21 protein-coding genes and 1 tRNA gene are annotated in these 21,519 nt (G+C 63.6%); 10 read left to right on the top strand and 12 right to left on the bottom strand.

The features are described from left to right. Window positions 1–110 precede the first annotated feature (110 nt). Window positions 111–758 carry an FMN-binding negative transcriptional regulator gene (locus tag FNB15_RS05850; protein WP_144067808.1) on the top strand — a complete coding sequence of 216 codons (648 nt, stop codon included), beginning with the start codon at window positions 111–113 and terminating at the stop codon, window positions 756–758. 148 nt (window positions 759–906) lie between these two features. Here the strand turns inward: FNB15_RS05850 and FNB15_RS05845 are convergent, their stop codons facing one another. The 3 genes from FNB15_RS05845 to FNB15_RS05835 form a co-directional block, all read right to left on the bottom strand. Then, on the bottom strand, window positions 907–3,291 hold the full coding sequence (locus tag FNB15_RS05845) for a methyl-accepting chemotaxis protein (protein WP_185973733.1): 2,385 nt from the start codon (window positions 3,289–3,291) through the stop codon (window positions 907–909). Window positions 3,292–3,614: 323 nt separating this feature from the next. Continuing rightward, a complete protein-coding gene (locus FNB15_RS21460) occupies window positions 3,615–6,029 on the bottom strand; it encodes a methyl-accepting chemotaxis protein (protein WP_144067806.1) in 2,415 nt (804 codons plus the stop codon). A 274-nt stretch (window positions 6,030–6,303) separates the two neighbouring features. After that, on the bottom strand, window positions 6,304–6,522 hold the full coding sequence (locus FNB15_RS05835) for a hypothetical protein (RefSeq protein WP_144067805.1): 219 nt from the start codon (window positions 6,520–6,522) through the stop codon (window positions 6,304–6,306). Between the two features lie 307 nt (window positions 6,523–6,829). Between FNB15_RS05835 and FNB15_RS05830 the strand changes: the two genes are divergently transcribed. Further along, window positions 6,830–7,741 (top strand): alpha/beta hydrolase family protein, encoded by a 912-nt coding sequence (locus tag FNB15_RS05830; RefSeq protein ID WP_144067804.1) that lies wholly within the window; start codon window positions 6,830–6,832, stop codon window positions 7,739–7,741. A 58-nt stretch (window positions 7,742–7,799) separates the two neighbouring features. On the opposite strand, the gene FNB15_RS05825 is transcribed toward FNB15_RS05830, so the two are convergent. Continuing rightward, window positions 7,800–7,874, bottom strand: a tRNA-Val gene (locus tag FNB15_RS05825). Window positions 7,875–8,065: 191 nt separating this feature from the next. Between FNB15_RS05825 and FNB15_RS05820 the strand changes: the two genes are divergently transcribed. Next, window positions 8,066–8,998, top strand: coding sequence for an N-formylglutamate amidohydrolase (locus tag FNB15_RS05820; protein ID WP_144067803.1), 933 nt, complete (start codon window positions 8,066–8,068; stop codon window positions 8,996–8,998). A 15-nt stretch (window positions 8,999–9,013) separates the two neighbouring features. Here FNB15_RS05820 and FNB15_RS05815 read toward each other — a convergent pair whose 3' ends face one another. Next, the gene (locus tag FNB15_RS05815; RefSeq protein WP_144067802.1) at window positions 9,014–9,478 is read right to left on the bottom strand and encodes an Lrp/AsnC family transcriptional regulator; all 465 of its coding nucleotides are present in this window, start codon (window positions 9,476–9,478) and stop codon (window positions 9,014–9,016) included. Between the two features lie 131 nt (window positions 9,479–9,609). On the opposite strand from FNB15_RS05815, the gene phhA reads away from it, so the two are divergent. Beyond that, window positions 9,610–10,488, top strand: a complete 879-nt coding sequence (gene phhA, locus FNB15_RS05810) for a phenylalanine 4-monooxygenase (RefSeq protein WP_246068802.1) — start codon at window positions 9,610–9,612, stop codon at window positions 10,486–10,488. Between the two features lie 6 nt (window positions 10,489–10,494). On the opposite strand, the gene FNB15_RS05805 is transcribed toward phhA, so the two are convergent. Beyond that, the gene (locus FNB15_RS05805) at window positions 10,495–11,448 is read right to left on the bottom strand and encodes an alpha/beta fold hydrolase (RefSeq protein WP_144067800.1); all 954 of its coding nucleotides are present in this window, start codon (window positions 11,446–11,448) and stop codon (window positions 10,495–10,497) included. 278 nt (window positions 11,449–11,726) lie between these two features. On the opposite strand from FNB15_RS05805, the gene FNB15_RS05800 reads away from it, so the two are divergent. Further along, on the top strand, window positions 11,727–12,131 hold the full coding sequence (locus FNB15_RS05800; protein ID WP_144067799.1) for a hypothetical protein: 405 nt from the start codon (window positions 11,727–11,729) through the stop codon (window positions 12,129–12,131). A 12-nt stretch (window positions 12,132–12,143) separates the two neighbouring features. Here the strand turns inward: FNB15_RS05800 and FNB15_RS05795 are convergent, their stop codons facing one another. From FNB15_RS05795 to FNB15_RS05785, 3 genes are all read right to left on the bottom strand, one after another. Next, window positions 12,144–12,617: an SRPBCC family protein gene (locus FNB15_RS05795; RefSeq protein WP_144067798.1), complete on the bottom strand. Its 474-nt coding sequence runs from the start codon at window positions 12,615–12,617 to the stop codon at window positions 12,144–12,146. An 11-nt stretch (window positions 12,618–12,628) separates the two neighbouring features. Next, window positions 12,629–13,168 carry an SRPBCC family protein gene (locus FNB15_RS05790; RefSeq protein WP_144067797.1) on the bottom strand — a complete coding sequence of 180 codons (540 nt, stop codon included), beginning with the start codon at window positions 13,166–13,168 and terminating at the stop codon, window positions 12,629–12,631. A 433-nt stretch (window positions 13,169–13,601) separates the two neighbouring features. Then, entirely contained in the window at window positions 13,602–14,228 is a 627-nt protein-coding gene (locus FNB15_RS05785; protein ID WP_144067796.1) for a glutathione S-transferase family protein, read from the bottom strand. A 60-nt stretch (window positions 14,229–14,288) separates the two neighbouring features. Here FNB15_RS05785 and FNB15_RS05780 point away from each other — a divergent pair, with 60 nt between their 5' ends. The 3 genes from FNB15_RS05780 (at window position 14,289) to queG (ending at window position 16,460) form a co-directional block, all read left to right on the top strand. Beyond that, on the top strand, window positions 14,289–14,957 hold the full coding sequence (locus tag FNB15_RS05780; protein WP_144067795.1) for a glutathione S-transferase family protein: 669 nt from the start codon (window positions 14,289–14,291) through the stop codon (window positions 14,955–14,957). Window positions 14,958–15,067: 110 nt separating this feature from the next. Then, the gene (locus FNB15_RS05775; RefSeq protein ID WP_144067794.1) at window positions 15,068–15,418 is read left to right on the top strand and encodes a RidA family protein; all 351 of its coding nucleotides are present in this window, start codon (window positions 15,068–15,070) and stop codon (window positions 15,416–15,418) included. Next, window positions 15,402–16,460 carry a tRNA epoxyqueuosine(34) reductase QueG gene (gene queG / locus FNB15_RS05770; protein WP_246068801.1) on the top strand — a complete coding sequence of 353 codons (1,059 nt, stop codon included), beginning with the start codon at window positions 15,402–15,404 and terminating at the stop codon, window positions 16,458–16,460. The genes FNB15_RS05775 and queG overlap by 17 nt, the downstream gene beginning before the upstream one ends. Here the strand turns inward: queG and FNB15_RS05765 are convergent. Further along, the gene (locus FNB15_RS05765; RefSeq protein WP_185973732.1) at window positions 16,457–17,242 is read right to left on the bottom strand and encodes a tetratricopeptide repeat protein; all 786 of its coding nucleotides are present in this window, start codon (window positions 17,240–17,242) and stop codon (window positions 16,457–16,459) included. The two genes, queG and FNB15_RS05765, sit on opposite strands and share 4 nt — an antisense overlap. A gap of 60 nt (window positions 17,243–17,302) precedes the next feature. On the opposite strand from FNB15_RS05765, the gene FNB15_RS05760 reads away from it, so the two are divergent. Next, window positions 17,303–18,175 carry an SDR family oxidoreductase gene (locus FNB15_RS05760; RefSeq protein ID WP_144067791.1) on the top strand — a complete coding sequence of 291 codons (873 nt, stop codon included), beginning with the start codon at window positions 17,303–17,305 and terminating at the stop codon, window positions 18,173–18,175. Between the two features lie 184 nt (window positions 18,176–18,359). Continuing rightward, window positions 18,360–20,225 (top strand): methyl-accepting chemotaxis protein, encoded by a 1,866-nt coding sequence (locus FNB15_RS05755; RefSeq protein ID WP_185973731.1) that lies wholly within the window; start codon window positions 18,360–18,362, stop codon window positions 20,223–20,225. On the opposite strand, the gene FNB15_RS05750 is transcribed toward FNB15_RS05755, so the two are convergent. Both FNB15_RS05750 and FNB15_RS05745 read right to left on the bottom strand, forming a co-directional pair. Further along, window positions 20,212–20,766, bottom strand: a complete 555-nt coding sequence (locus FNB15_RS05750; RefSeq protein WP_144067789.1) for a GNAT family N-acetyltransferase — start codon at window positions 20,764–20,766, stop codon at window positions 20,212–20,214. The genes FNB15_RS05755 and FNB15_RS05750 overlap by 14 nt on opposite strands. After that, window positions 20,763–21,518: an alpha/beta hydrolase gene (locus FNB15_RS05745; protein WP_221932747.1), complete on the bottom strand. Its 756-nt coding sequence runs from the start codon at window positions 21,516–21,518 to the stop codon at window positions 20,763–20,765. Before FNB15_RS05745 ends, FNB15_RS05750 begins: the two co-directional genes overlap by 4 nt. Between the last annotated feature and the right edge of the window lies 1 nt (window position 21,519).

Raw genomic sequence — 21,519 nt, 5'->3', positions numbered from 1 at the left:
CGGCGGCAGGGACAAGAGGGGTGCAATTCTGTGGTTGCAGCCAAGCCGGACCCGCCGTATTCCAGCCATGACCAGCCCTGCAATCCGAGCCGACCGCCCCGAGCCCCGCCATGTATATCCCTGCCCATTTCGCACAATCGGACCGTGATCGCCTGTTCGACCTGATCGAGGGGCATGCCTTCGGTCTGCTCATTTCGGGGAGCGGGGCCGAGATGATCGCCAGCCATGTACCCTTCCTGCTCGACCGCCCAGGAAGCAATAAGACTGGTGGCGAGCATGGCACGCTGGTCTGCCATCTGGCAGCGGCCAACACCCAGATCGCGACACTGGACGGGCAGGAGGTGCTCTGCATCTTCCAGGGCCCGCATGGTTATGTGTCGCCGAACTGGTATGCCAAGAAGCCGGCGGTGCCGACCTGGAATTACATGGTGGTGCATGCCTATGGCCGCGCCCGCGTCAGCCGCGATGCGACCGAGCTGCGCGGCATCGTCGACCGGCTGTCGAAGATCTATGAAGGCCCCGATGGCTGGCAGCTCGACGATGAACCGGAGAGCTTCTTCGCCGGCATGGTGCGTGGCATCGTCGGCATCGAAATTCCGGTGACGAAGCTGGAAGGCAAGTTCAAGCTGAGCCAGAACCGTCCGCTGCCCGATGTCGATGGCGTGATCGCCCATCTGCGCCGTCTCGGCGGCGACGAGAATCTGGCGCTGGCCGAGGCGATGGATGCGGCGGCACAGAAAAAGCGGAATAAGGTATAAAACGTCATTCCTGCGAAAGCGGGAATCCAGAAGTTAGTAAGACTGGGCCCCCGCCTTCGCGGCGAGGACAAAAACAATGAATAAAAAAAGCCCGGCCAGAAGCTATTCCCGGGCCGGGCTTTTCTTTTGAGTGGGTATGCCGTGCCGATCAGTCGGCAGCGTCTTCCAGCTCGCTGTCATTGGCAGCCAGTGTCGAGGCATCGCCATCGACGCGGAAATGCCCGACCAGCTCGGCCAGCTGCCGCGCCTGGTTTGCCATGGCCTGGGCGGAGGCGTTGGTCTGTTCGACCAGCGCCCCGTTGCGCTGCGTCATCTCGTCCATGTTCACCACCGCGCCGTTGACCTCTTCCAGACCACGCGCCTGTTCGCTGCTGGCAGCGGCGATCTCGGCCACGATATCCGACACCTTCTTCACCGAAGTCACGATCTCGGCCAGCGCCGCGCCGGTCTGGTTCACCAGGGCCGCACCCGTCTTCACCTGCGTGTTGGAGGCCTGGATCAGGCCCTTGATCTCCCGGCTGGCATTGGCCGAACGCTGCGCCAGCGCGCGCACTTCCTGCGCCACCACGGCAAAGCCCTTGCCGGCCTCGCCTGCCCTCGCTGCCTCAACGCTTGCGTTGAGGGCGAGAAGGTTGGTCTGGAAGGCGATCTCGTCGATCAGTCCGACGATGTCACTGATCTTGCGCGCGCTGTCCTCGATCTGGGTCACCGCCGTGACCGCGTCGGCCACCACGCTGCCGCCCTTCTCGGCGGTGTCGCGGGCCGCCACCGCCAGCTGGTTGGCCGCCTGCGCGTTGTCGGCATTCTGCTTCACGGTGGCCGTCACCTCGTGCATCGAGGCCGCCGTCTGCTCAAGTGCCGCGGCCTGGCTCTCCGTGCGCTGCGCCAGATCCTGGCTGCCGGTCGAAATCTCCGCCGAAGCGTCCCGGACCAGGGCTGCCGATTCAGCCAGCTTCTTCATGGTATCCGACAGGCGGTCGCTGACCTGATTGGCATCGCCGGCCAGGTCGGCGAACAGACCCTGATACTGGCTGCGGATGCGATGCGTCAGGTCGCCATCGGCCAGTTTGTGCAGCATATCGCCGAGGTCGCCGAGCACGCGCTCCATGGTGCCGAGCAGTGTGTTGACGCCTTCGCCCAGCTCGCGCATCACGCCTTCGATGCGGCTGGTGTCGATGCGGCGCTGCAGGTCGCCGGCATTTGCGGCGGCGACAATCTCGCCCACCGCGCTCTTCAGCAGGCCTTCCTGCGCTTTGCGTTCGGTCTCGAAGCGGATGCGGTCGGCCTCGATCTGCTCCTGCAGTTGCTGGGATTCCTGGCCCTGATCCTTGAAGACCTGCACGGCGCGCGCCATGTCGCCGATCTCGTCACCACGATCCGTGCCGATCACCTGCGCGCTCCAGTCGCGGTTGGCCAGCCGGCCCATCGTGTCGGTGGTGGCGACGATCGGATCGATCACGCGGCGGCCGATATAGAGCCAGCCGATGCCGATGGCGGCGATCAGGCAGAAGAGCGCGATCACGGCCATCACGGTCTGCGCGATGTTGATGGCGGAGATCGAGGCCTGCGACGACCCGACGGCATCCTTGCGCGCCGAGGCGACCAGCTGGTCGACGGCATCGGATAGCCCGAGCGTCGCCGAACGGCCCTCGCTCAGCGCCGCCAACGCCTGCCGTGTGGCCGCCAGTTCCATCAGGCGGGTGGAGAACAGGCCGTTCTCGCCCTCGCTGACGGCGGCGATGCCGTTCACCATGTCCTCGATTTCCTTGTTGGGATAAATCGCCAGCACGGTATCGAGGCCGCGCAGCATTTCGGCCTTTGTATTGATGTTGTCGACCTGGATCAGTTCGACCGATTCCGGGCTGTCGGCCTGGGCCGCGACCGCCAGCATGCCGACGCTCAGATTGGTCTTGGCGACAAGATCCTGGATGGCGCGGGCACCAGCCACCTGCTTGTCGAGGATGCTCTGGATCATTTCCGATGCACCGGCGCCGGTGGCGCGCGACACCAGCTCGAACTCCATCGTCATGTCCATCACCGCCTGGTCCACCGCCGGCTGGGCGAGGAACAGGAAATTGGCATGGTTGTCAGTCAGCGTCTTGGTCAGGGCCTGCCGCTTGGCGCTGAGCGCCAGCCGCTCCTTCACGGCGCTCTCGATACGCTCCATCGCATCGGCCAGACGGCTGAAGGAGTCTTCGGCTTCACGACGCAGCGTTTCAGGTGCGTCGGTAGCCTTCACCTCGTCCAGCGTGCGCTTGATCTGCGCCAGCTTGCCGTTCAGCACGGAGATGGCGGTGGTGCGCTCGGCATCGTTGGTGGCGTAGGCCAGCGCGGGCGCCGAGGCCGCGACATCGGCGCTCTGCGCCGACAATGTCAAAGCCGCGGTGACGGCAGGAAGGCTGCGGTCAGTGACGAGGCCGAGAGCGCTGCGCACCTGGCCGAAGAATCCGAACGAGATCAAGCTCGAGACCACCGCCATGGCGGCAATCACACCAACAGCCAGAAAAAGTTTCTGACGAATACCGAAACGCATTCTTGCGCTCCCCCTCATAACCCCACTCAACACACACTGCCTCCGCATAATGACAGGTGCAACCCTCTATTCGCCGCCGAAGGTGAAGCGTTCAGCGGCGAATAATGGTTAAAGCACACCTAGAAGTATTATAGCAGGGCGCGGCCGCTGATGTTTATTTGGGCGTTATGCCCGTTGTTGTTTCAGGGCGGTGACAGGCGCGCGAAGCCGCTCGTCACCGTCGTATCTCCTGAAGGCCTCGGAGGATGAGTTCGATGGCGGGAATCTCCAGATAGCTGTCATTCACAGCGATCGTCTCGCAGACGGCCGGATGTTCGGCCGGCTCAGAATTCCTGCCAGTCGTCGTCCGACGCGGCTGATTTTGCAGCCGGAGCCGGCGCAGGCTTCGGCGCGGCTGCCGGGGTCGGCCGGGGCGCGGCAGCGGCAGCGGCCGGTTTTGGCGCGGGCGGCGTTGCCCGGGGTGCCGATGCAGCAGGTGGCGACGCAGCCGTGGCTGGCGCCGGCCGCGACGCCGGCGCAGCAGACATCGGCATACCGCCACTGCTGCCGTCCAGTTTGAAGAAGCCGACCAGATCGGCCAGCTGGCGGCCCTGATTGGCCAGCGCCTGGGCCGAGGCCGAGGTTTGCTCGACCAGGGCGCCGTTGCGCTGGGTCATTTCGTCCATGCTGCCGACAGCCGTGTTCACCTGGTCGAGGCCGGTGGCCTGCTCGCGCGAAGCGGCAGCGATCTCGGCGACGATGTCGCTCACTTTCTTGATGGCGTTGACGATGTCGGTCAGCGAGCCGCCGGTCTGGTTGACCAGTGCCGCGCCGGTCTTGACTTGCGCATTCGACTCGTTGATCAGCGCCTTGATGTCCTTCGACGCATTGGCCGACCGCTGCGCCAGGGCGCGCACTTCCTGCGCCACCACGGCAAAGCCCTTGCCGGCTTCACCGGCCCGCGCCGCTTCGACGCTGGCATTGAGGGCCAGCAGGTTGGTCTGGAAGGCGATCTCGTCGATCAGCCCGACGATGTCGCTGATCTTCTGCGCGCTCGCCTCGATCTGCGTCACGGCCGACACTGCATCGGCCACCACGCTGCCGCCCTTTTCGGCGGTGTCGCGCGCGGCGACCGCCAGCTGGTTGGCTGCCTGCGCGTTATCCGCATTCTGCCGCACCGTGGTGGTGATCTCATGCATCGAGGCAGCGGTCTCTTCGATCGAAGCCGCCTGCGATTCCGTGCGGCTGGCCAGGTCCTGGCTGCCGGTTGAAATTTCCGCCGAAGCGTCGCGCACCGTGCGCGAGGTATCAGACAGCCGGCCGGCGAAATCGCGCAGGCGTTCCGACAGCGCATTCGCACCGGTCTTGAGCTGGCCGAAGATGCCCGGATAGTCCTTGGTCAGACGCCTGGTCAGGTCGCCCTGCGCCATCGCGCCGATCACCTGTGCGATCTCGCCGGTCATCGCCTGGCATTTGTCGGACATCGTATTGATTGCTTCGCTGAGCGCGCGGATGAAACCGGACTTGCCGGCGAGGTCGATGCGGTCGGCAAAACCGTTGTCGCTGGCGCTCTGCACCAGGGCGACCACTTCGTTGCCCAGCCGCACTTCCTCGGTGCGGTCGGCCCATTCCACCACGGTGCCGACGCGCTCGCCGCGTTTGTTCAGCGCCGGATTGGCGATCAGATCGAAAATGCGACCGCCGACGGTGAGACGGTCACGATGCGAACCGGTCAGGCGTGCGAGTGCCGCCTGATCGAGGCCGGGAAAAATGCTGATCTGCTGGCCGACCGCGTTCTGGCCGTCGAAGTCAGTGGCCGACTTGCCGATCTCGCCGGCGAGGTCTGTCACCACCGCCTGCATGCCCTTGTTGACATAGACGATGGTGCCGTTGCCATCGACGATCAGCACGTTGGTTGAGGCATTTTCCAGGCCACTTTCAGCCTGCGCCGCAACCACCGAGGTCTTGCGCAGTTCGTCCACCGCGCGCGCCAGCGTGCCGATTTCGTCGCGGCGTTCGCGATGGCCGATCTCGACATTCAGTTCGTATTGCGCCAGTCGCTCGGTCCAGCCGGCGATCTCGCCCAGCGGCCGCAGCAGCTTGCGGGTGACGACGATGGCGATGATTACGCCGACCAGCACGGAGATCACGCCAGCCAGCATCACCTGCCAGTTAATCTTGTCGACGAAGGCTTCGATATTGGTCTTCAGCACGCCAGCGTAGAGTATGCCGATGATCTTGCCGGCCGGATCGTAGACCGGGTGATAGACCGTGTAATACGGCTTGCCCAGGATCACCGCCTCGCCCAGATAGGTGCGGCCCTGGGTCACCGGCCCATAGGCCGCGCTGGCCTTGCCCAGCGGCGTGCCGACGGCACGCTTGCCCTCGGCATTGATGATGTTGGTGGTCTTGCGGAAGAAATCCTGCTCGGCATCCTGCCAGCGGAACAATGTTGCGGTCTCGCCGGTCACCTTGCCGACTTCGTCAATCATGTCGTGTTCGGTGAAATCGGGGATCGCGGTCATGGTCACGCGGCCGACGCGGCCCTGTGCATCGATCTCGAACTTGGTATCGGGGAAACCCTTCTTCACCAAGACGGCAAGTGTGCGCAGGCTATTGTTCTGGCGGTCGATCACCTGGTTGGCGATCTCGCTGCGGATCTGCATGACGGCTCCGCCGCCAACACCGAGTGCCGTCAACACGATCAGGACAGCAGTGACGAGTGCGATTTTTGTAGTGAGCGGCAGACGGCTCAGCATAGATTTTCCCCCCAACTCATAACGAGTCACAAGCAATTACCACGGGTTACGTTTGCATAACCGGTGGCCCGCGGCACACATAAAATCCCGTTAACCTTGAGTTTTTTCATGCCCATGGGGATTACACGCCGCAACGAGAGACATTCTGTTCACGGAGCAGACGGTCGCAGTTGCGACCAGCGCATGCAGCACCGTCACGCGCAGTTGCGTGCCACTCTCAGACTGAAATGGATGCGTGCAATGCCGCGTCGTTGCGAGCGCGGCGCGGTTTTCTTTAGTTTTCGCGCGCGTATTTGCCGCTTTGCGCCAGCGCCTGCAGCGTGATCAGGCGCTCGCCGCCGCCGGGTTCAAGTTTGCGGATCGCTGCATGCTCCGGCAGGTTGGGCAGGGACACGATACGCTCGACGCGCCAGCGCGCCTGCGCTTCACGGGGCACAAAACGTGAGATTTCGAGAAAGACGGTGCCAACCGGGATCGCCACTTCCAGGCTCATGATTCAGGCCTCGCCTGTAAGCAAGTTGGCGACGCAACAGCCTTTTCGTGCATGCTCTGCTTCCCCCTGCTTCGACGCCGCAGCCCCAATTCGCCATGCGTGCATCGACTGTCGGTTCAGTATGCTTAATTTTATCTAAATAAAAAAGCCGGTTTTCCGGCTTTTTCTCCGCGTATAACCCATATGGATGTACTCGCGGTGGCTGCTGCTAAGCTCGGTCACCGCAGCGCTATCCGTGCAAAAAGTGCGGTAAGCCAAGCTTCGTTGCATGGTATCGCTGGCTGCGCGGGAATGACAGGAGGTCGCGATGATCAGGCTCTGCATCATGCTGGCGCTGCTGGTTGGCGCAGGATCATACACGCAGCCCGCCTGGGCGCAGCCCTACGAGCCCGGTCCGAAAGGCATAGCCGAAGGACCCTGGCGGCGGCAGATTCACTGGATTCCGTCGCTGGCGGAAAAGCCGCAGGGCTGGGTATTGGTGACGCAGATCTGCCGGCCCGCAGCCGACAAATTCCCGGACAGCAAACCGGCGCCGCTGATGGTGCTGAATCACGGCTCGCCAGCGAATAGCGGCCAGCGTCCGGCGATGAAACCGTATGCCTGCGACTCCGAGCCGGCCGCGTGGTTCCTCGCGCGCGGCTATGTCGTGGCGATGCCGATGCGACGCGGCTATGGCGAAACCAGCGGACCATGGCTGGAAGAATACGGCCGCTGCAGCAATCCTGATTTTTATCGTGGCGGCCTGCCGGCGGCGGAAGACATGCACTCCGCCGTGCAATACCTGGAGAAGCTGCCGTATGTGCAGCCGGGCCGTACCGTCATCGTCGGGCAGTCCGCAGGTGGCTGGGGCAGTCTTGCCTACAGCAGCCAGAACCCGAAAGGCGTGATCGCCATGATCAATTTCGCCGGCGGACGCGGCGGCTGGGCCGGCAACCAGCCAAACACCAATTGCGTCCCCGACCGACTGCTCGCCGGTGCAGCCAAGTATGGTGAAACCGCGCGCGTACCGACGCTGTGGATCTATACCCAGAATGACAGCTTCTTCGCGCCGGAGATTTCGCGCGCCATGCATGCGCGCTATACGGCGGCCGGCGGCAAGGCAGAGTTCCATCTGCTGCCGCCCTGGAGCACCGACGGCCACGGCTTCATCACCGGCCAGAACAGCGCCAGAATCTGGGGGCCGCTGGTCGAGCGTTTTATCGCCAACCTTCCGAACTGAAGGCTGGCAGACGCCGCGATCTGATCGGGCCGTGATGTGATCGGGAAGGGGAGGCGCGTGGTGGGCGGTACAAGGATCGAACTTGTGACCCCTACCATGTCAAGGTAGTGCTCTACCGCTGAGCTAACCGCCCATTACGCGCAATGACCGGCCACGAAGCAGTTTCGTGGCGGAAAGTCCGGGGGTCGACCGGACCGGCTGGCTTTTAATGGCTGACGGGCCGGTTGGCAAGCCTCCCCCGGATGCCGCATATTCTCCCCCTGATTGCCCCAGTCACAGTTCCGGCCCAAACACTCCGGCGCCGGCCCGATTTCCCAGGTCTCGATGACAAGCAGCGCCCCGATCAAAGCCCGTGTTTTCCGGCCCGACCCGGAATTTCCCGCCGATCCGCCTCTGCGCGTGACGCGGCCGGCTGATGTCGGCTTTGACGGTCCCGCCAGCGCGCTGGTGCTGTCCTCGCCCCATTCGGGCGACATCTACCCGGCCAGCTTCAAGGCCTACAGCCAACTCGACCCGCACACGCTGCGCCGCTCGGAAGACGCCTTCATCCACGAACTCTACATCGACGGCCCTTCGCGCGGCGCGCCGCTGCTGGAGGCGCTGTTCCCGCGCGCCTATTGCGATCCGAACCGCTCGGCCTACGAACTCGATCCCGGCATGTTCGATGCGCCGCTGCCGCCGCACTGCGTCACCGAAAGCAGCAAGATCGGCGCCGGCCTGGGTACGATTGCACGCGTCGTCGCCGGCGGGCTGGAAATCTACAAGAGCAAGATTCCCTTCGCCGAGGCCGAGCGCCGCGTCGAAACCTGCTGGCGTCCGTATCACAACATGCTTGAGCAGCTGCTGACCGAAGCCAGGACGCAGCATGGCGTGGCCCTGCTGCTCGACTGCCATTCGATGCCCAGCGTCGGCGGTAACAACATGCCTGATGCCGGCCAGCGTCGGGCCGATATGGTACTGGGCGATTTCCATGGCACGTCCTGCCCGTCGCGGCTGGTCGACCGCGCGGAAGGCTATCTCGCCTCCTGCGGTTTCGGCGTTGCGCGCAACAAGCCTTATGCTGGCGGCTATATCACGCAGCATTATGCGCGGCGTGATCAGGGTTTCTTCACCCTGCAGCTCGAGATCAACCGCGATCTCTACATGGATGAAGAGAAGATCGTGAAGTCGGCGGGTTTCGCCCGTGTGCAGCGCGCGATGACTGGTCTCATTGAACTGCTGATCGCCTCGGCGACGCCGGACTTCCTGCACGGCTGATCGCGTGACGCGTTACTACGGCAGTGGCAGCGCCGTGGTCTGCTTGATCGTGTGCAGCACGATGCTCGAACGCACGCTGCGCACGCCGGGTACGCGTAAGAGTCGGTTGGAGAGGAAATCGGCAAAGGCCTTGAGATCCTTCGCCACGATGCGCAGCACGAAGTCCTGCTCGCCGGTCACCGAATAGCATTCGAGGATTTCCGGGAAGCGCAGCATCGCGGCCTCGAAGCCGTCCATTGCTTCGGCCTGGCGTTCCAGTGACACGCTGCTGAACGCTAGCACGCTCAGGCCCACCGCGTCCGGTTTCAGCAACGCCGCATAAGCGGCGATCACGCCCTCGGCTTCCAGCCGCGCCAGCCGGCGGCTGACCTGGCTGGCGCTCAGGCCCACCGTTTCCGCCAGCGCCGCATTCGGCGCGCGGCCTTCGCGCTGGAGCGCGGCGAGCAGGCGCAGGTCAAAGGCATCCAGATCAGCAGTCATGCATCATTCTGGCATGAAGTGGTATTTCTTGCCAGATTATTGCGCGGATCACGGTTTTATTTCGTAAGATGCAAAGTTCTTGCACCCGTGGTGCGATATCCTTGCGGGTATCCCAATTCCGGAGGTCAACCATGGCCCTCGCAGAACGACACGATGATCTGGTTATCCGCGCCGACTACACACATGACCAGCCGTTGGAGCGCTACACGGCCGAGGACCATGCCGTGTGGCGCGACCTGTTCCGCCGCCAGGCCGCTTTGCTGCCCGGCCGTGCCTGCGACGCCTTTTTGGATGGCCTGAAAGGGCTCGGCGTCGCGGCGGATGGCGTGCCGGATTTCGAGCGACTGTCGGATGTGCTGGAGAAGGCGACCGGCTGGCGCATCGTCTGCGTCCCGGGCCTGGTGCCCGACGCCATCTTTTTCGGCCATCTGGCGACGCGCCGTTTTCCGGTCACCTGGTGGATCCGCAAGCGCAGCCAGCTCGACTACCTGCAGGAACCCGACTGCTTCCACGATATCTACGGCCATGTGCCGCTGCTGATGAATCCGGTCTTCGCCGACTACATGCAGGCCTACGGAAAAGGCGGGCTGAAGGCGGCAGGCCTGAACGCGCTGCATCATCTGGCGCGGCTCTACTGGTACACGGTGGAATTCGGCCTGATCGAGCAGAAGAACGGCGATCTGCGCATCTACGGCAGCGGAATTCTGTCATCGAAAACCGAAAGCGTCTTCTGCCTCGACAGCAATGCGCCGAACCGCATCCGCTTCGACCTGATTCGCGTGATGCGCACGCGCTACCGCATCGACACTTTCCAGAAGAGCTACTTCGTGATCCGCAGCTTCGACGAGCTGTTCGATGCGACGCGGCCGGATTTCACGCCGCTCTATGCGCAGCTGCGCGACCAGCCGGATTTCGGCGCCGCCGATATCGCGCTGCAGGACAGCGTGATCACGCGCGGCACGCTCGATGCGAAGCAGGGCGGCTGGGAAGCGGCCACCGCGGACGCCTGAGCGCCCCTAGCCGAGGAAACCGCGCACCAGCGCCACGGTCGCCTTCGGATTTTCTTCCATGATCCAGTGGCCGCTGTCGGGCACCACGCCTTCGGTGACGTTGTCGGCCGCGGCGCGCATCACCACAGCCATGGTCAGGCCAAAGCTCTTCTCGCCGCCTAGGGCCAGCACCGGCATCTTCAGCTTGCCGTTTGCGGCCAGCATCGCCTTGTTGTCAATGGCGTCCTGGTCGAAGGCGGCAAACTGCGCGAAGCCTGAATGCATGGCGCCGGGCCGGGCATAAAGCCTGGCGTAATGCTGGCGCGAACCTTCGGTGAAGCGTTTCGGATTGGCCGAGAACTCATTCCAGAATCGATCGAGGTAAATGCGCTCGCGGCCCTTCACCAGACGCTCCATATCCGGGCCGCCGAAGCGGAAATGCCACAGCAGCGGATGCTTCAGGATGTCGTCCCACGGGCCGATGCCCGGCACTGGCGCATCGATCAACACGAATTTCTTCACACGGGCCGGATACTGCGCGGCAAAGGCATAGCCCACCATGTTGCCGATATCGTGGGTGACCAGGTCGGCATCGGTGATCTTCAGCCTGTCCAGCACACCGGCCACGTCATGCGCCTGCGTTTTCTTGTCGAAGCCGTTCTTCGGCTTCGCCGAAAGCCCCAGCCCGCGCAAGTCGGGCACCACCACGGTATGGTCGCGCGCCAGTTCGGCGGCCAGCGGCGCCCACATATCGCCGGTCTCGCCATAGCCGTGCAGCAGCACGACGGCGGGACCCTTGCCGCCGACACGCACATGGATGGTGGTGCCGTTGGCGGCGACCTCCTGCGTCTTGAAACCGCGCGGGAAGGTGACCGAGGCGGGCGGCTTACTCTGGGCCAGGGCCGGTGCGGCGATGCTGCCGATGGCCACGAGGGCGAAGGCAGCGGCCAGGAGGCCACGGCGCTGCAGGGAGAGACCCATAGGATGTTCCTTTGTGAAGACGACAGGGGAGGCAGGTGAGGCGAGAAAGACCGTCGCTCTGGCAATCCCCGGGGAATTGCTGAAGTGCCGGACAGGAGGCTGCTGCAGGGTCGGACTCTGCTGCAGGATCCCGTCAGCCGTACCTTTCGGCCCGGCGTCTGACCAATTCAGCCTAGCACAGGGATTGGGAAAAGCGGCGGCCGAAGCATTTGTCACGGAACTTCACGGCGACGGCCAATGTTGTCGCGCTGTCATTCACCCTGCGCGGGATGGCTGCCATGAAAACCGATCTGCTCGTGTTTGCCGGTACAGTCCTGCTGTTTGCCTCCCTGCCGATGGTTTCACGTGCCGAAGACGGGGAGGATTGGGCAGCGCATTCGCCGCTTGCCATGGGCGAGCCGATGGAGGACTGCGATATCCATCATCATGGCGCTGTCATCGCGCTGGATGTTGTTCCGGGGCCACCCGCCGACAAAGTGGAAGCGATCCTCACCACACCAGATGTGGTGCCGGCCGTTGCACCGGTCACCACTCCAGCCGTCATCGCGCCGGTAAAAGCACCGGCTGGCGCCACCACACAGGCCACACCGAAACATCTGTCGCCGGCCACGCTGCTGACCTTTGCGCTGATCGCATCGCCGGGTACGGCGCTGCCGCAGACCAGTGGCAGCGGTCGCGAGTGATCTCCAGCCCGGCTAGGCTTTAAACATCGTTTCCAGCTTGTCGATGCTGGTGTTCCAGCCATGCTGCATGCCGCCATGGCGCGCCGCTTCCCATTCGGGCGCGAGCTGGATCAGCGTCGATTCCAGCCGCATCCTGGTCCTGCCTTCGGACGCCGCCTCGAAGGTGACGACATGCAGGCCTTCCACCATGAAGCGCTCGCCATCCTTCACAAACGTCGTGCAGATGAGCTTCGAGGGCTCGGCGATCTCGTGATAGGTGCCGCCCATCACCTGTACATGGCCCTCGGGCGAACGCATATGCACCAGCCAGGCACCGCCCGGTCGCGCATCCAGTTCGCAGACCGGTGCGGTATAGCCCTCCGGTCCCCACCACTGCGCCATCAGCTGCGGTTCGATCCAGGCGCGGAAGACGCGCTCGCGCGGGGCATTGAACACGCGGTTCAGCACGAGGTCGGGTGCACGATCGGTTTTCGGGGCGGCGGACATGCTGGCTCCCCTTATTTCTCTGCGAGGGTTTTCAGATTAGTGAGGCCGGCCTCGAAGTCGCGACCGATCATCTTGTCGAAATCGAAGACCACGCTCATCACCTTGGACAGGTAATTGGCCGGACCAGTCATCGCCCAGGTCACCGTGGTGGCGCCGTTGGCGGCTGGAGCCAGGGTGAAGTCCGCCATGGCGGTATGCTGGAAGGGTTTCAGGAATTCCAGCCGGATCGCGATCTTTGACGGGGCAGTGCTCTCGACGATCTCCATGCGGCCGTCGCCGATGTTTTTGTCGCCGGCCCAGGCGTATTTCGCGCCGATGCCGGCGGCCGGGCCGGTGAAGCTGCGCTGCATGTCCGGGTCTTTCTTCTCGTAAGGCGACCAGGTCTGCCAGGCGGGCAGATCGTTGATCAGCGCAAAGATCCGGTCCGGCGCCGCCTGGATCTGGGCGGACCGGGCGATGCGGGAGGTATCGGGCTTGGTGGCGGCATAGGCGAGCACGCCGGCAATGGCGACGGCGAGCAGGGCGAGGACAATAAGGGCGATCTTGAGCATGGGAGCTTTCTGTTCGGGATTGGACATGCTCCGAGGACGGCCGAGCCTGGCGCCAGCCGACAGAGAGGCAGGAAAAAACCTGTAATCAGCGATCACACACCATGCCCCGTTAAATAACTCATAGGTTATATATGGAGAACAAGACTGTGTGGTCAAGGTGATTCCGGCCTGAGCCGATCAGGGGCGGAATGGTCACGATTTGGGATGGGCACGGCCCTTTCAGACCGTCGGAACGGCCGGAAATGAGCCAGTTGAGGGTCAAAAACGGGTCTTAGCTGCAGAAAACGTCGGCCAAGACCCGTTTAAAAGCCGATTTTAAGCTTGTTTCTGTCGAAACAGGGCCATTTTGCCCCAAAGTTCCCGCTGAAACCGGATCAAAATCAGGTTCTGTGCAAAGGTTGATACGGCTGTAAACCCTGTCTGACGGCCAGTTTCATTCCATGGGTGGCATGACATGGGCGCGGTAACCCGCCCGTCCGGTCATCCGGCCGTGCCAGGCCAACAGGTTCGGCAGAGTCGGCCGCGTGATCGGGAAGCTGAGCCAGCGGTGCAGCTGGCAGGCTGCCGGGATGTCGCCGATGGTCAGGCGGTCACCGGCCACAAAAGCCCGGTCAGCGAGGTGGGTGTCGAGCCGGGCCCAATATTCGGCCGCCTGCATCTCGGCCTTGGTCATGGCATTCAGGTCGGCATTCACCGGATCGCGCACGAAGCCCCAGAACAGCACGCGCATTGGTTCTCCCAGCAGGCTGCTGGCCCAGTCCATCCAGCGGTCGGCCTGGCTGCGCGCGGCCGGATCGGCCAGCCACAGGCCGGCGCCTGACGCGTCGTAGCGGGCGGCGAGGTAGCGCACCATGCTGTTGCTTTCCCAGTGGATGCCGCCATCCGTGTCCTGCAGCACCGGCACCAGGCCGTTGGGATTCATCGCGCGGTATTCAGGCGTGTCGTTTCCGCCGAATTTGCCGCCGACCACGATATGCTCATACGCCAGCCCCAGCTCGTCGGCCGCCCACAAAACCTTCTGGACATTGACAGAACTGGCCCGGCCCCAGATTTTCAACATGCTGATTCGCGGTCCTCTCCAGCTTTTTCATTCATCCGAATACGACTAGACTCCGCCCCCATGCGCAAGCTGTACCATCTCTGGCTTTCCCCCCAGTCCCGCAAGGTCCGTGTGCTCCTGAAGGAAAAGGGGCTGGAATTCGATCTCGAGGTCGAGAAGCTGTGGGAGCGCCGGCCGGAATTCCTCGCCATGGACCCGAGCGGCAACGGTCCGGTGCTGGTGGAGCATGACGGCCGCGCGCTGGCCGATAGCCAGGCGATCTGCGAATACCTCGACGAGGTCTATCCCAACAAGATGCTGATCGGCTTCGATCCGCCGAGCCGCGCCGAGACGCGGCGGCTGGTCGCCTGGTGGGATCACAAATTCGGGCCGGAAGTCTCCGAGCCGCTGGTGTTCGAGAAGGTGATGAAGCGCTTCATGGGCATGGGGCATCCGGAATCCTCCGTGATCCGCATCGCGCACCAGAACATGAAAATCCATCTCGACTACATCGCCTGGCTCACCGAGCGCCGCAACTGGCTCGCCGGCGATGACTTCTCGCTGGCCGATATCGCCGCGGCGGCGCATCTCAGTTGCCTGGATTACCTCGGCGACATTCCCTGGGCCGACCATCCCGGCGCGCATGACTGGTATGCCCGCGTGAAATCCCGGCCCAGTTTCCGCCCGCTGCTGGCCGACCATATTCCCGGCCTGCCGCCGCCGAAGCATTACGCCGATCTGGATTTCTAATATACAGAGCCGTCATCCTCGGCCTTGCGCCGAGGATCTCAGGCCGAGTGGAGAGAGATGCTCGGGTCGAGCCCGAGCATGACGTGAGCAGAGAAAAAGGAGACTACCGCATGTCCGTCCGCCGCATCGATGTCGGTCCCCGCATGAGCCAGGCCGTGGTGCATGGCAACACCGTGTATCTTGCCGGCCAGGTTGCCGCCGATCCCAAGGCCGATGTCACCGGCCAGACCGAGCAGATCCTGGCGCAGATCGACCGCCTGCTGAAGGAAGCCGGTACCGACAAGACCAAGATTCTGTCGACCAATATCTGGCTTGCCGACATGTCGACCTTCGCCGAGATGAACAAGGCCTGGGATGCCTGGGTGTCCAAGGGCAACACGCCGGCGCGCGCCACCGTGGAATCCAGGCTGGCGGCCCCGGACTACAAGGTCGAGATCGCCTGCATTGCCGCGATCGGCTAATCCGACCGATCTGAAAGAGCTGATCCGTCAGCACGCGCTGGCGGAAGGATTCGATGCGGTCGGCTTCACAACGGCCGGCCGCATCGGCCCAGAACTGGCCGAACGGCTGGACGAGTTCATGGCGCTCAAACGCCACGGCACCATGCAGTGGCTGGAAGACAAGGCCGAGCGGCGCCGCCATCCCAATGCGCTTTGGCCCGAAGCGCGCGGTATTATCGCCCTCGGCCTGAACTATGGCCCCGACCACAACCCGCTCGACGTGCTGCTGGAAAAGGATCGCGCCGCGATCTCGGTCTATGCCCAGGGCCGTGACTATCATCTCGTCGTCAAGAAGAAACTCAAAAGCCTGGCCAGCTGGCTGCACCACCATGCCGGCAACGACGTGAAGGTGTTTGTCGATACCGCGCCACTGATGGAAAAGCCGCTGTCGGCGGCGGCCGGGATCGGCTGGCAGGGCAAGCATACCAATCTGGTGTCGCGCGACTTCGGTTCCTGGCTGTTCCTGGGCCTGATCCTCACCACGGCCGAACTGGCGCCGGACGAGGCCGAAACGGATCACTGCGGCACCTGCAGCAATTGCCTCGACATCTGTCCGACCAAAGCCTTTCCCGCGCCGTATCAGCTGGATGCGCGACGCTGCATTTCCTATCTCACCATCGAATACGATGGCGTGATCGCCGAGGATTTCGCCGCCGCGATGGGCAACCGCATCTATGGCTGTGACGACTGCCTCGCCGTCTGTCCATGGAACAAGTTCGCCAGCACGGCGCGCGAGATCACGCTGCACAGCCGCCCGGAACTCGATGCGCCGACCTTGCTCGATCTGGCCGGACTGGACGATGCCAGCTTCCGCGAGCGCTTCGCCACCACGGCGGTGAAACGTATCGGACGGGATCGCTTTGTCCGCAATGTCTGCGTGGCGCTCGGCAACAGCGGCGATGCCGCGATGCGGCCGGTGCTGGAAAAACTGTCGCACGATGAGGCGGAAGTGGTGCGCCTGCAGGCGGCGCAGGCGCTGACAAGACTGAGCAGGGCGGCCTAATCCTGCTTCACGTCCATCTGCTCGATATACTGGCCGGCGGAAACCGCCGCCGGTGAGTCGGGCGCCACCATGCGCACCTCGATCAGGTCGCGCCGTGCGCCGGCCTTGTCGCCCCTGTTGAGTCGCAGGATGCCGCGTTCCAGCAGGGCTTCGGGCAGGCGCGGCTGGATCGCCAGCGCGGTTTCGGCATCTTCCATGGCGCCACCCATGTCACCGGTCTGGCGTCGTGCCGCGGCGCGCAAGGCCAGTGCATCCTCGCGGGTCGGATCGACACGCAGCGCCACATCCAGATCGCGCCGCGCCGCCGCATAGTCGTTCAGCGCCGCCAGCGCCAGCGCGCGGTCGATCAGCAGGTCGGAAGTTTCAGGCGCGGCCTTCAGTGCGATATCCAGCAATTGCTTGGCGCGCTGCGGCTGTTCGGCCAGCAGCCAGGCATTGGCGGCCTGGTCGAGCAGCGCCACGGTCAGGTGCGGTGCCTGTTTCTCGGCCAGCGGCAGCAGCTTTTCCAGCCGGTCAGCGGCATCGCCGTAATGCCGCAGCTCCACCAGCGCCAGCGCAGCGCAATGCTGCGCCGGCAAGCCGCCGCCGGTCGCCTGCCACAGCTGGGCCTGACTGAAACCTTCCTCGGGATTGCGGCGCGCCAGCGACAGGCAGTCCTGATAGGCGGCATCCTGCAGAACGGTCGAGCCTTGCAGCGACTGCTGCGCCATGGCTGGCAAAGCCCAGAGCAGCAGGCCGGGCAGAAGGCTGGCGAACACCGCCGAAGGCACTATCTTGTTCATAGCAATCATGGCGCGGCAGAGTGGCGAGGCGCTGTGGCAAAAGCAAGGCGTGTGCTCGACATGACAGGTAACCTTTTCTGCTTCGGACTCGGCTTCAGTGCAAAAGTGCTGGCGGCACAGTTGCATGCCGAAGGCTGGGGCGTGACCGGCACCAGCCGCAGCCTGGAGAAGGCCGCCGATATCGCGGTGCTGGGCTACGATAGCCATGTCTTCGATGGCATGGCGCCGCTCAGCGATGCCTCGGTACTGCTGCCGGCGACGCATGTTCTGATCTCGGTACCAGCCGATGACGATGCGGATGCGGTACTGCGCTGGCACGGTGCTGATATTGCAAAATTGCCGAACCTGAAATGGCTTGGTTATCTCTCCACCACCGGCGTCTATGGCGATGCCGGCGGCAACTGGGTCGATGAAACGACACCGGTCAGTCCAAATCAGGGACGCAGCAAGCGCCGCGCCGAAGCCGAAGCAGGCTGGCTGCGGCTACAGGCTGAGCATGGCGTGCCGGTGCATGTCTTCCGGCTCGCCGGCATCTACGGACCGGGTCGCAATCAGCTCGAAGGCGTGAAGCGCGGCACCGCGCATCGCATTGTGAAACCCGGCCAGGTCTTCTGCCGCATCCATGTCGAAGATATCGCGCAGGTGCTGCGCGCTTCGATGACCAAGTTCAATCCGGGCGCGATCTACAACCTGGCCGATGACGAACCGGCGCCGCCGCAGGATGTGGTGGCCTATGCCGCAGACCTGCTGAAACTGCCGCGACCGCCGGAAGTACCGTTCGACCAGGCGCAGCTTTCGCCGATGGCGGCGAGCTTCTATGCCGATAGCCGCCGCGTGCGCAATGACCGCATCAAATTCGAGCTCGGGGTAGCACTCAAATACCCGACCTATCGTGAGGGGCTGCAGTCACTGCTCAGGGGTATGGGTAACTAACCCGTACCTCGCGCGATACGAGCAGGCAGTCATGCCGTCGCCAAACCTTCATCACCCTTCCGCATGAAATACTCCATAGGTGTTATGGCAATCAGTGCGCGATAACGCTGAATTGCACCCAGGGGAAAACCAGCACTGCTGGTAAAAAACATGGGGTGGGGGAATGACAATCCGGTTGCGTTTGATGCTCAGCATCCTTGCGATGCTGGTGGTGATCATTGTGGTTGCGGGCGCGGGCTATCTGTCGGCGCAACGTATGCAGGCCTCGATGGCCAGCGTCTACACCGACCGCGTGGTACCGCTCAGCGATTTAAAGGATATCGCCGACGCCTACGCCGTGCAGATCGTCGACACCTCGCACAAGGTACGGGCGGGCACGATGCAGCCGCAGGCTGGTCTGGCCGAGATTGCCAAGGCGCGCAGCACGATCTCGGAGAAGTGGAAGGTCTATACCGCGACCAGGCTGACGCCGGAGGAGGCCAGGCTGGTGGAGAAGGCTCGTCTGCTGTTCGTGCCAGCCGACCGCGCGGTGGAAAAACTGAACGGTATCCTGATCGCCAATGACAAGGCCGCACTGGTCACCTTCGCTGAACAGGAGATGTATCCGATCATCGACGCGGTCAGCGACGCGATCAGTCAGCTGATCTCGCTGCAGCTGGTGATCGCCAAGGAGGAATATGCCGCTTCCGAAGAAGCTTATGAGCGTTTCATGATCGCCATGGAAACTTTGCTGGCGGTGGCGGCCGTCGTGGTCGGCGTTTCAATCTGGGTCATCTCGAGAAAAGTCTCCGCGCCGCTTGGCCGGATCACGCAGGCGATGACCCGGCTGTCCGGAGGCGACCTGAACGCGGAGATTCCGGCCGTTCGCGGCCGAGACGAAATCGCAGCGATGGCGCGGGCCCTGCTGGTGTTCAAGGACAGTATGATGGCGCGCGAGCAGGCAGAGGCCGATATCGGTCGCCAGCGTGCGGAATCCGAGCAACGTCGTGCCGAACGCGAGGTGCGCGAACAAGCGGCCGGCAGCGAAATCGCCGCGCTGGTCAACAAGGTCGCCGGCGGCGATCTCAGCGGCCGCATCGATGAGAACGGCAAGGAGGGCTTCTTCCTGTCGACCAGCCAGGAACTGAACCGTCTGACGGCGACCCTGCAGACCATGACAGTGGAGATGGCCGAAGTGATGGGCGCGATGGCCGAGGGTGACGTGACGCATAGCGTGCGCGGCGAGTATCAGGGCGTGTTCGGCCAGCTCAAAGGCAGCGCCAACGGCATGGCTGAACGCTTGCGAGAATTCGCCGGTGAACTCACCCAGACTGCGCAATCAGTGAAAGTGGCCTCCTCGGAAATCTCGACCGGCAGCCAGGACCTTGCCGGCCGCACGGAATCGCAGGCGGCCTCGATCGAGCAAACCGCCGCCTCGATGCATGAAATCACTACCACTGTGAAGCAGAATGCCGACAACGCCCAGGCAGCGAACCAGCTGGCGACCGTGGCGCGCGATACCGCCGAGAAGGGCGGCAGCGTGGTGGCGGATGCAGTGACGGCCGTGACCCGGATTGAGGAAAGTGCACGGAAAATTGCCGACATCGTCGGCCTGATCGACGAGATCGCTTTCCAGACGAATCTTCTTGCCCTGAATGCAAGTGTCGAAGCCGCACGCGCCGGCGAAGCCGGCAAGGGTTTTGCCGTCGTCGCACAGGAAGTGCGTGCGCTCGCGCAACGTTCGGCCAACGCCAGCAAAGACATCAAGGCGCTGATCACGGAGTCGAATGCACAGGTGAAAACCGGTGCATCGCTTGTCAACCAGACCGGTCAGTCGCTGGCCGAGATTGTCGGCGCGATCAAGAAGGCGTCGGATATCGTCGCCGAAATCGCGGCCGCCTCGCGCGAACAGGCCGCTGGCCTGGATCAGATCAACACGGCGGTCGGCAGCATGGACGAGGCAACCCAGCGCAATGCTGCGCTGGTGGAAGAAACCACCGCTTCGGCGCAGAGTCTGGCCCAGCAGGCCCAGCGCCTGGCCGAGATGGTTGGCTTCTTCAAGACCCGCTAGGCAAGGAATCTCCAGGGCAGTCCATGGCGTAGAAATTGGTCGGCTCCTCGCGGTCGCGCGCCGGCACGTAATGCTGGCGCCGACCGATGAAGCGCAGGCCGAGCCGGGTCAGGGCGGCAATGGAGGCCGCATTTTCCGGCTGGGCGCCGGCTTCCAGCCGCTCGAGCTTCAACGCTGCGATGGCGGCCTGCACGAAGACCGGCAGGGCCTCGGTCAGGTAGCCGCGGCCATGCACCGCGTCGATCAGCCAGTAGCCGATGCTGGCGGTACGAGGTGTTTCCGATACCAGCGTGGCGCGGAACCAGCCAATCACGCGGCCGTCTTCCTTGTCGGTCAGAACGCGATTGAATCCGGTGCTCGCAGCATTGTCGGCCAGTGTGGCCGCAACACGCTCGTTAGCCATCGCTGCCGTGAACGGATAGATCCAGTTGGCGGTCCAGCGACTGATCACCGGTGTGATCAGAGAGGGCAGCAACGCAGCATCCATCTGTCGCACCGGCCGCAGCCGCAGCCGTGTGGTCTCGATTCCGTCCTCGCTCACAGCAGGCCCAGCACTGTCTGCGTCAGCAGCTCGATATCCTGCGGCCGCGACAGGCGATGGTCGCCGTCGCGCAGCAGGGTCAGGCGCGTATCGCCGCCCTGGAATGCAGCGGCAGTTTTCACGGCGTGGCCGTAGGGCACATCAGGATCCATCATGCCCTGCAGGATGCGCACCGGCTTGTCGTAGACGATGCCAGGCTTGAGGATCATGTGGTCGCGACCCTCGGTGATCAGCCTGAGTGAATATTCGTAGGGCTGATCGGAATATTGCGACGGCTCGCGCAGGATGCCGTCGCGCAACAGTACGGCGCGCTGCGGCTCGGTCATTTCCGCCCACATCAGGTCTTCGGTGAAATCCAGCGCCGGCGCAATCAGCACCAGGCCGGCAGTGCGGTCGGGCAGCGCCAGCGCCGCCAGCGTGGCCAGCCAGCCGCCCATGCTGGAGCCAACCACGATCTGCGTCGCGGGACCGCAGACCTCACGCAGCATCGCCAGCGTGTCTTCCTTCCAGCGGCCGATGGTGCCATCGAGAAAATCTCCGTCCGACTGGCCATGGCCGAAATAGTCGAAACGCACATAGCCCAGGCCATGCTGCTGTGCCACCTGTTCCATCGCCACGGCCTTGGTGCCGGTCATGTCGGAGCGGAAGCCGCCGCAGAACAGGATGCCTGGCTTGTCACTCTGCCGGGCGGGCGTGGCGGAATAGGCGAGGCGGGTGCCGTCAGGGCGGCGTAAGAACTGGGTATCGGTCATT

It is taken from the genome of Ferrovibrio terrae, from assembly GCF_007197755.1.
In the GTDB taxonomy this organism is placed as follows: Bacteria; Pseudomonadota; Alphaproteobacteria; order Ferrovibrionales; family Ferrovibrionaceae; genus Ferrovibrio; species Ferrovibrio terrae.
The sequence above is the reverse complement of the archived record's forward strand: the minus strand, read 5'-3'. Positions and strand labels throughout refer to the sequence as shown.

Bases quoted from the DNA above. Each gene is read 5' to 3' on its own strand.
- FNB15_RS05755 (WP_185973731.1), top strand. From the start codon at position 18,360: ATGCTCAGCATCCTTGCGATGCTGGTGGTGATCATTGTGGTTGCGGGC.
- FNB15_RS21460 (WP_144067806.1), bottom strand. From the start codon at position 6,029: ATGCTGAGCCGTCTGCCGCTCACTACAAAAATCGCACTCGTCACTGCT.
- FNB15_RS05775 (WP_144067794.1), top strand. From the start codon at position 15,068: ATGTCCGTCCGCCGCATCGATGTCGGTCCCCGCATGAGCCAGGCCGTG.
- FNB15_RS05795 (WP_144067798.1), bottom strand. From the start codon at position 12,617: ATGTCCGCCGCCCCGAAAACCGATCGTGCACCCGACCTCGTGCTGAAC.
- FNB15_RS05845 (WP_185973733.1), bottom strand. From the start codon at position 3,291: ATGCGTTTCGGTATTCGTCAGAAACTTTTTCTGGCTGTTGGTGTGATT.
- FNB15_RS05745 (WP_221932747.1), bottom strand. From the start codon at position 21,518: ATGACCGATACCCAGTTCTTACGCCGCCCTGACGGCACCCGCCTCGCC.
- FNB15_RS05785 (WP_144067796.1), bottom strand. From the start codon at position 14,228: ATGTTGAAAATCTGGGGCCGGGCCAGTTCTGTCAATGTCCAGAAGGTT.
- FNB15_RS05835 (WP_144067805.1), bottom strand. From the start codon at position 6,522: ATGAGCCTGGAAGTGGCGATCCCGGTTGGCACCGTCTTTCTCGAAATC.
- FNB15_RS05760 (WP_144067791.1), top strand. From the start codon at position 17,303: ATGACAGGTAACCTTTTCTGCTTCGGACTCGGCTTCAGTGCAAAAGTG.
- FNB15_RS05830 (WP_144067804.1), top strand. From the start codon at position 6,830: ATGATCAGGCTCTGCATCATGCTGGCGCTGCTGGTTGGCGCAGGATCA.
- FNB15_RS05805 (WP_144067800.1), bottom strand. From the start codon at position 11,448: ATGGGTCTCTCCCTGCAGCGCCGTGGCCTCCTGGCCGCTGCCTTCGCC.
- phhA (WP_246068802.1), top strand. From the start codon at position 9,610: ATGGCCCTCGCAGAACGACACGATGATCTGGTTATCCGCGCCGACTAC.
- FNB15_RS05800 (WP_144067799.1), top strand. From the start codon at position 11,727: ATGAAAACCGATCTGCTCGTGTTTGCCGGTACAGTCCTGCTGTTTGCC.
- FNB15_RS05850 (WP_144067808.1), top strand. From the start codon at position 111: ATGTATATCCCTGCCCATTTCGCACAATCGGACCGTGATCGCCTGTTC.
- FNB15_RS05815 (WP_144067802.1), bottom strand. From the start codon at position 9,478: ATGACTGCTGATCTGGATGCCTTTGACCTGCGCCTGCTCGCCGCGCTC.
- FNB15_RS05820 (WP_144067803.1), top strand. From the start codon at position 8,066: ATGACAAGCAGCGCCCCGATCAAAGCCCGTGTTTTCCGGCCCGACCCG.
- FNB15_RS05765 (WP_185973732.1), bottom strand. From the start codon at position 17,242: ATGAACAAGATAGTGCCTTCGGCGGTGTTCGCCAGCCTTCTGCCCGGC.
- FNB15_RS05780 (WP_144067795.1), top strand. From the start codon at position 14,289: ATGCGCAAGCTGTACCATCTCTGGCTTTCCCCCCAGTCCCGCAAGGTC.
- FNB15_RS05790 (WP_144067797.1), bottom strand. From the start codon at position 13,168: ATGCTCAAGATCGCCCTTATTGTCCTCGCCCTGCTCGCCGTCGCCATT.